Raw genomic sequence first — 7396 nt, 5'->3', positions numbered from 1 at the left:
CCCTGCGAAAGCAGGGACCCATACTCCGCGGCGGGTGTTGTGTGAGCGCGACTCGTCGTTCCAACATCGCTCAACATGACCATTTGTGGTTATGGGTCCCTGCTTTCGCAGGGACGACACTGAGTTTGTTGCATGGCCTGTGAGTCATACGTCCGCATTCTCGCGACACAATCTGTCCGAGCTGTGCTCTTCGTTCCGCCCTCTCTTCAAACAGAGGGCGCAGGGAAAGCCGGGTGCCGATCGCACCGATGGGCCCCGAGCAAAGGGTGGAAAGCTCGGGGATAGGACCACAGGTGTAACCGGAGTAATCCGGCTTTCCCTGCGCGATGGTTACGGCTTACTTCGCGCTCTCCCCGGCGAGATTTGGCTTTTTTGTCACCGCCTTCGCAAGACGCTTGCGCGCTTGACGAAAGCACACCTGCCACCAGGGCGTCAGGCCACACGACTTCACCGTCCGCTTCCCATGCCCTCGTCAGTCGCATGCTCGGCGTCCGCCGTATCTCACCGCAACACCCGTGACGATCGCGAAGCGCCCCTCGATCGGGTGAGATGGCCGCTTCTATATCACTAAGCGTCCTACTCCAGTGTGAAGCCGACGCGCAGCGCCACCTGATAGTGCCGGACCTTGCCGTCTTCGATATGACCCCGGGTCTGCACCACCTCGAACCATTTCATTTCCCGGATCGTCTTCGACGCACGGCTGACGGCGTTCTCGATCGCCGCCTCGATACTCTTGTCCGATGATCCGACCAGGTCCAGGATTTTGTAGACGTGATCCTTGTCGTGCGTCGTGGGCATGTCGACCTCCTTGAGTGGATGCGCGATCCGGACAATTTGCAGTTCAATCCGGACAGTCCGTCGTCCGATGCGGACCGGCGGTTGGCGAATGGACCAATGCTGCGCGGCAACACACCGGACGAATTGAATCAACGTGTCCGGGCGCCTTTGGTGCCAGCATGCATTTGGTGCCAGCTGTGCACCCGCCCTTGTCCGCGCGGTCACCTATGGTAGCATGGTTTGGCCAAGCATTCGGGAGCGATATGATGTCCACAGCGTCCAGCTCACCCGCCACACCTCCTCACAGCCTCGGATCCGGGCTTGCCCACCTTCGCGCGAAGTGGGGCTGGATCACAGCCCTTGGCGTGATCTACCTGATCGCAGGCGTGCTCGCCTTCGGCAGCGTGTTGTTCGCCACCGTCGTCAGCGTGCTGTTCGTCGGCGCCATGATGATCGTCGCGGGCGCCGCCGAGATCGTGAACGCCTTCCAGTTCAAGACCTGGGGCAAGTTCATGTTCTGGCTGCTGCTTGGCGCGCTCTATGTCGTGGCTGGCTTCGTCACCTTCGAAAACCCCCTGCTCGCCGCGGCGACGCTGACGCTGTTCCTCGGCATCGCGCTGGTGGTCTCCGGCATCGTCCGGATCTTTCTGGCGTTCGGCATGAACTCGGCCGCGCCGTGGGGCATGGTCGCGATCTCCGGCCTGATCACGCTCGTGCTCGGCGCCATGATCCTGGCGCGCTGGCCGGTGTCGAGCCTCTACGTGCTCGGCATCTTCCTCAGCGTCGACCTGATCTGCGCCGGCGTAAGCTGGATCAGCATGGGCATGGCGCTGAAGCGGAGAGCGTGAATTCGCAGGGCTCCGCGCGATTGTAGGGGCGGGTTGGCGTTAGCGTAACCCGCCATGGCTTTGTCGGCACAGGGACGGCGGACTACGCCTTCAGCTAGGCCGCCCTGCAGTTCTCAGGGCTGCGCGAGGTGCCAGGCGCCGTTGAGAAAACCGTCGCCGGTGATGTCGCCGGCCTTCTGGTCCTTGGCGAAGGTATAGAGCGGCTTGCCCTTGTAGGCCCACTGCTTGGAGCCGTCGTCGCGGGAGATGATGGTGTAGCCGCCTTCGGCCTTGTCGCCGGCTTCCGCCTTCAGCACCGGCCAGTTGGTCGCGCATGGGCCGGTGCAGGCCGACTTGCCTTCAGTGTCCTTGTCGAAGGTGTAGAGCGTCATGCCCTTGGCGTCGGTGAGCACCGAACCCTTGGCGGTCGAGCCGGTTTTAGTCGGCGGCGCCGCAAAGGCGGCAGACGCGAGTGCGAGCGATATGGCGATAGCGAGCGTTGTCTTCATGATGTTCCTCTTCGAATGCAATTGGCTTGCATGCGTAGGACGCCCGAGGCCGCACTATATTCCGCGCCCGGCGCGCGAAGAATTTTCTCAGCGGTCTCTCATCGCAGCGGAATAAAACGAAAGGCACGTATCAGTACCGGCGGTGTAGCCGGAGATGCCCCGGATACCGTTTCGCTCATCCGGGCTAGCGCTACCGCCTGATCTCCTCGGCCGCGCGCACCAGCGGCCGGTCGGAAAGCTGGATCGGGCCGGAGAACGGCGTGCTCATTTCGAGGATCAGGTAGATCGCGGCTGAGATCAGCGCCGCTGCGGCGATATAGGTCGAGACCACGACCGCGTTGCGCGGCGCGCGAAAGCCAAGCGTCGCGAACATCAGCGTCAACCACCCGACCAGGATGCAGATCAGCGGCGACGGAAACGAACTGTCGGACTGCTCGACAAAGGTCCAGCGCTGCTGCACCGCCTGCCGATAGACGGATCGGGCATCATTCCACAGCGCGACCTTCTGCTCGTCGTCGAACCGCAGCTCGCGGAGACTGTTGCCGACCTCGTCGAGCAGGCGCTCGGACACCGCGCTGGCCCGCGAGATCGGAACATCCTTGAGTGCCTGCTCGACATAGGCGAGCAGCCGCCGGCGCGGTTCGTCGGCGCTGGGGCCGAGCGGCCGCATGCTGCGGTCGAGCAGGATGATGTCGGTGGCGAACACATGCATGTTGCGGTCAACCGCCACATAGGTGTTGGCCGCACTGTTCATCATCAGGCCGAGCAGCAGCGACGGCATGGTGACGAACAGCGTCGCCACCAGGCGAACCGAAGTATTGGTCTCGTCGCTGCGGTGATGTTCCCCGAGCCGGACATGGACTGCCATGGTCGCAAGCGCGGCGCTGCTCAACAGCATGAAGATCAGGATGGCGACGACGAATGCGACCACGGCTTGCGAAGACCTGCGAGAAAAGAAGACCTGTGAGAGAATCAGTCCGCAGGATAGCAAGTGCCACGCAGCGGCGCATGTCCGGTTGACTGGCCTTCCCCACGCGCTATCCAGTTCGGACCGTTTTTTGGGCCTCCGGCGCCCGAGGCGGAGCGCAAGGGCGCCCGAGGAGAGAAACACGTGCATTTTGTCGACGACAGCGAGGTCAACCGCGTCCTGACCTTTCCGATCCTGATCGAGGCGATCGAGGCCGCGCACCGGCGGCCGAAGATCGCGGTGCGCGACGGCTATCTCGGCGACGACAACGGCCAGCAGCTGGTGACGCGCAGCGCCGTCGATGCCGGCCGCTTCATGATGACGAAGCTCTACACCAGTTTCCCGGGCAATCTCGCGCACGGCAAGCTGCCGGCGGTGCAGGCGGTCTGCGTGCTGTTCGATGGCAATGACGGGCGGCCGCTCGCGGTGATGGACGCCGCCGAGATCACCCATTGGAAGACCGCCGCGGACTCCGCGCTCGGCGCCAAGCACCTGGCGCGGCCGGATGCCGAGACGCTGCTGGTGGTCGGCGCCGGCGAGATGGCGCACTGGCTGGTGCGCGGCCACCGCGCGGTGCGGCCGCAGCTGAAGCGGGTGCGGATCTGGAACCGGACGGTCGAGCGCGCGCAGGAGCTCGCCACGCTGCTGGAAGGCGACGGCATCACTGCGGTGGCCGTCACCGATCTCGACGCCGCGACAAGCGAGGCCGACATCATCACCACCTGCACCCGCTCGCGCGAGCCGCTGGTCAAGGGCGCCAATTTGCGGCCCGGCACCCATCTCGACCTGGTCGGCGGCTTCACGCCTGACACCCGCGAGTCCGACGACGACGCGGCACGGCGTTCGCGCATCTTCGTCGACCGCCGCGAATCCGCCTTCGACGGCGTCGGCGACATCCTGCAGCCGATCGCAAGCGGCGCCATCAAGGAGAGCGACGTGCTCGGCGACCACTACGACCTCGCTGGCGGCAAGGTCAAAGGCCGGCAGTCGGAGGGTGACATCACCTTCTTCAAGAACGCCGGCGGCGGGCATCTGGATTTGATGACCTGCGAAACGGTGTTTCGGCAGTTGGGGAAGGAGTTAAGGTGAGCATCGCTGCCCTGTAGGGCGGGTTAGCGTCAGCGTAACCCGCTCGACACTAGACTCCTCCGCTCAAGCGCTTCAGCGACACCTCTAGTGGCTCAGCACTGGACAGAGTGCTCACGATGCCCTCGCGATCGACAAATATCAGCCCGTTTCCGGCGAGTGCAAAACCAAGATCGCCGGATTCGACGTACTGCCTGCTGTTGTAGAAGAACACCCAACCTTCGGGGGTCTCGATCGTCTCACGATGAATGATTGCAAATTCGAGGTCTGATCCAGATTCGGCGGCGATCGCCGTCAGCTTCCTTTCCGCCAGCGAGTTTGCGTCGTTAGATGAGATCGTCATCAATCCGTTCCAATAGTGCCGTGAGGCGGGGCCGAGCGCAGAACCGTAGGGCGGGTTAGCGCTAGCGTAACCCGCCGCAGCTCGATGTACGGAAAGATGGCGGGTTACGGCTTTCGCCTAACCCGCGCTACACTCTCTACTCCGCGGCCTGCTGCGTCGACGCATCCAGCTCCGCAACCACCTTCGGCGGCGACATCGGCAGGCTGTAAAAGCGCTTGCCGAGTGCGTTGTGCACGGCGTTGGCGACCGCGGCCATCACCGGCACCAGCGGGACTTCGCCGACGCCCTTGACGCCCTGCGGGTGCTTCGGGTTCGGCACCTCGACCAGCGCGCAGTCGAGCATCGGCAGGTCGGAGCAAACCGGCATGCGATAATCGAGGAAGCCGGGATTATCGACCTTGCCGTCCTTGTTGTAGATGTACTCCTCGTTCAGCGCCCAGCCGATGCCCTGCGCGACGCCGCCCTGGAGCTGGCCCTCGACATAGCTCGGATGCACGGCGCGGCCGACATCCTGTACGGCCGTGTAGCGGATGACGCGCACGATGCCGAGATCGACATCGACCTCGACGTCGCAAATATGCGTGCCGAAGCCGCCCTCGGCGCCTTGGGTGTTGAGCTGCACACTGGCGCCGATGGGGCCGCCCTGCGACGGCGCCTTCTCGGCAAGGTCCGCAAGCGTCAGGGGCTCGAACTGGCCGGCATTCGGGCTCACCGGATGCGCAGCCCCGTTCTCCCACTTCACCGCCTCAGGGTCGATCTCCCAGATCTTCGCGGCGCGCTCGCGCAAGGTCGCGATCACCTTGTCGGCCGCCTGCGTCACCACCATCGAGGATGCGAACAGCACGCGGCTGCCGCCGGTCAGGTTGGAGAAGCCGACCGTCTGGGTGTCGCCGATGATGACGGAGACGCGCTTGTAGTCGATGCCAAGCAGCTCGGCGCAGATGTTGGCGATGCCGGCGCGCGAGCCGCCGATATCGGGATGTCCTGTCGTGACGACGACATTGCCGTCCTCGGTGATGTTGACCTGCGCGGAGGATTCACCGCCGGCGTTGAACCAGAAGCCGGAGGCGACGCCCCTGCCCTGATATGTCCCGAGCGGCGCGGCATAATGCGGATGGGCCTTCGCGGCTTGCAGCGTCTCGATATAGCCGATGCGCGGGAACACCGGACCGTGCGCCGCCTTGGTGCCCTCCTTGGCCGCGTTCTTCAGCCGCAGCTCGAGCGGATCGATCTTGAGTGCCTCGGCGAGCTCGTCGAGCACGCATTCGACCGCATAGGCACCGATCGGCGCGCCGGGCGCGCGATAGGCCGCGACCTTGGAACGGTTGGAGCAGACGTCGAACCCCTCCGACAGCACATGCGGAATGTCGTAGGGCGCAAAGCTGCAACCGACCGCGCCGCGGATCGGCGAACCCGGGAACGCGCCGGCCTGCAGATAGAAGCTGCCGTGGGCGGCAACGATGGTGCCGTCTTTTTTGGCGCCGATCCTGACCGTGCTCTTCGAGCCCGAGGTCGGCCCGGTGGCGCGCATGACCTCCTCGCGCGTCATGACCATCTTCACGGGCCGGCCGGACTTCCTGGCGAGCAAGGTCGCGAGCGGCTCGAGATAGACGATGGTCTTGCCGCCGAAACCGCCGCCGATCTCGGCGGGGATGGCGCGGATGTCGCTCTGCGGGATGCCTGTCAGCATCGAGCTCATCGCACGCACCATGAACTGGCCCTGGCTCGACGACCAGATCGTGGTCTTGCCGTCGGCCGCAACCGAGATCAGGCAGGCGTGCGGCTCGATATAGCCCTGGTGCACGGGGCGCGTGGTGAAGGAGCGCTCGACGACGACCTCGGCCTCCTTGAAACCTTGCCCGATGTCGCCCTTCCTGGATTCGATGCGGCCCATGATGTTCGAGGGCTTGCCGTCGAATCTGTTGAACTCGTGCAGGATCGGGGCGTCAGGTTTGAGCGCGTCGTCGATCTCGATCGCCCAGGGCAGCACCTCGTAGTCGACCTCAATCAGCTTGCAGGCCTCCGCCGCGATCGCCTCCGTGGTTGCAGCCACGGCGGCGACGGGATGGCCCGGAAACAGCGCCTTGTCGCGCGCCATCACGTTGCGGCACATCCAGCGCATGTCCTGGATGCCGAGCATCACCGCGCCCTTCTCGATCGGGAAATCGACGATGTCACGCGAGGTGACCACCGCCTTCACGCCGGGCAGCGCTTCGGCCTTCGCGGTGTTGATCGACTTGATGCGGGCGTGCGGATGCGGGCTGCGCAGCACCTTGCCCCAGATCATGCCGGGCATGGTGGTGTCGGCGGCAAACGCCGCGCGGCCCGTCACCTTGTCGACGCCATCGGGCCGGATGGTGCGCTGGCCGATCCATTTGTTGTTGACGACGTTCATGGGCGAATCTCCTGGATTCCTTGCCGCATTTCAGCCGCGGTCTCCATCACCGCGCGGACGATCTTGTCGTAACCGGTGCACCGGCAGAGATTGCCGGCGAGCCAGAAGCGGACTTCCTCTTCGGTCGGATTTGAATTCTCGGCGAGCAGCGCCTCGGAGGCGACCAGCATGCCCGAGGTGCAGATGCCGCACTGGAGCGCGGCGTGCTCGAGGAATTTCTGCTGCAGCGGATGCAGCTTCTCGCCCTTGGCCATGCCCTCGATGGTCCCGATCTCGTGGCCCTCGGCCTCGGCCGCGAGCATCAGGCAGGAGCAGACCAGCCGGCCGTCGAGCGTGATCGAGCAGGCGCCGCAATCGCCGGACGCGCAGCCCTCCTTGGAGCCGGTGAGCCCCAATTGCCCGCGCAGCGCGTCGAGCATGGTCTCGTAGGGCTCGCACAGGAATTCGACCGGCTCGCCGTTGACGGAGGTGGTGACGTGCAGTTTCGGCATG

Annotated in this window: 8 protein-coding genes; 2 read left to right on the top strand and 6 right to left on the bottom strand. The window is 64.6% G+C overall.

Annotated features, from left to right (window positions below; genetic code table 11):
- Positions 1–576: 576 nt before the first annotated feature.
- Positions 577–798, bottom strand: a complete 222-nt coding sequence (locus tag ABIB78_RS20790) for a dodecin (RefSeq protein WP_429027965.1) — start codon at positions 796–798, stop codon at positions 577–579.
- 245 nt (positions 799–1043) lie between these two features.
- On the opposite strand from ABIB78_RS20790, the gene ABIB78_RS20785 reads away from it, so the two are divergent.
- The gene (locus ABIB78_RS20785) at positions 1044–1625 is read left to right on the top strand and encodes an HdeD family acid-resistance protein (RefSeq protein WP_429027963.1); all 582 of its coding nucleotides are present in this window, start codon (positions 1044–1046) and stop codon (positions 1623–1625) included.
- Between the two features lie 113 nt (positions 1626–1738).
- Here ABIB78_RS20785 and ABIB78_RS20780 read toward each other — a convergent pair whose 3' ends face one another.
- Together ABIB78_RS20780 and ABIB78_RS20775 are read right to left on the bottom strand one after the other, a co-directional pair.
- Positions 1739–2113, bottom strand: a complete 375-nt coding sequence (locus ABIB78_RS20780) for a COG4315 family predicted lipoprotein (RefSeq protein ID WP_429027961.1) — start codon at positions 2111–2113, stop codon at positions 1739–1741.
- A 190-nt stretch (positions 2114–2303) separates the two neighbouring features.
- On the bottom strand, positions 2304–3044 hold the full coding sequence (locus ABIB78_RS20775) for a hypothetical protein (protein WP_429027960.1): 741 nt from the start codon (positions 3042–3044) through the stop codon (positions 2304–2306).
- 180 nt (positions 3045–3224) lie between these two features.
- Here ABIB78_RS20775 and ABIB78_RS20770 point away from each other — a divergent pair, with 180 nt between their 5' ends.
- Positions 3225–4169: an ornithine cyclodeaminase family protein gene (locus ABIB78_RS20770; RefSeq protein ID WP_429027959.1), complete on the top strand. Its 945-nt coding sequence runs from the start codon at positions 3225–3227 to the stop codon at positions 4167–4169.
- A gap of 49 nt (positions 4170–4218) precedes the next feature.
- On the opposite strand, the gene ABIB78_RS20765 is transcribed toward ABIB78_RS20770, so the two are convergent.
- From ABIB78_RS20765 to ABIB78_RS20755, 3 genes are all read right to left on the bottom strand, one after another.
- A complete protein-coding gene (locus tag ABIB78_RS20765) occupies positions 4219–4509 on the bottom strand; it encodes a YrhB domain-containing protein (protein ID WP_429027956.1) in 291 nt (96 codons plus the stop codon).
- 136 nt (positions 4510–4645) lie between these two features.
- Entirely contained in the window at positions 4646–6904 is a 2259-nt protein-coding gene (locus ABIB78_RS20760; RefSeq protein ID WP_429027955.1) for a xanthine dehydrogenase family protein molybdopterin-binding subunit, read from the bottom strand.
- The gene (locus ABIB78_RS20755; protein WP_429027952.1) at positions 6901–7395 is read right to left on the bottom strand and encodes a (2Fe-2S)-binding protein; all 495 of its coding nucleotides are present in this window, start codon (positions 7393–7395) and stop codon (positions 6901–6903) included. Before ABIB78_RS20755 ends, ABIB78_RS20760 begins: the two co-directional genes overlap by 4 nt.
- Position 7396: the final 1 nt, after the last annotated feature.

Origin of the sequence: Bradyrhizobium sp. I1.14.4, from assembly GCF_050435825.1 — a bacterium.
Lineage (GTDB): Bacteria > Pseudomonadota > Alphaproteobacteria > Rhizobiales > Xanthobacteraceae > Bradyrhizobium.
Note: the sequence above shows the minus strand (reverse complement) of the source record. Positions and strands in the feature narration are given on the sequence as shown.

Bases quoted from the DNA above. Each gene is read 5' to 3' on its own strand.
- ABIB78_RS20765 (WP_429027956.1), bottom strand. From the start codon at position 4,509: ATGACGATCTCATCTAACGACGCAAACTCGCTGGCGGAAAGGAAGCTG.
- ABIB78_RS20790 (WP_429027965.1), bottom strand. From the start codon at position 798: ATGCCCACGACGCACGACAAGGATCACGTCTACAAAATCCTGGACCTG.
- ABIB78_RS20780 (WP_429027961.1), bottom strand. From the start codon at position 2,113: ATGAAGACAACGCTCGCTATCGCCATATCGCTCGCACTCGCGTCTGCC.
- ABIB78_RS20755 (WP_429027952.1), bottom strand. From the start codon at position 7,395: ATGCCGAAACTGCACGTCACCACCTCCGTCAACGGCGAGCCGGTCGAA.
- ABIB78_RS20760 (WP_429027955.1), bottom strand. From the start codon at position 6,904: ATGAACGTCGTCAACAACAAATGGATCGGCCAGCGCACCATCCGGCCC.
- ABIB78_RS20785 (WP_429027963.1), top strand. From the start codon at position 1,044: ATGTCCACAGCGTCCAGCTCACCCGCCACACCTCCTCACAGCCTCGGA.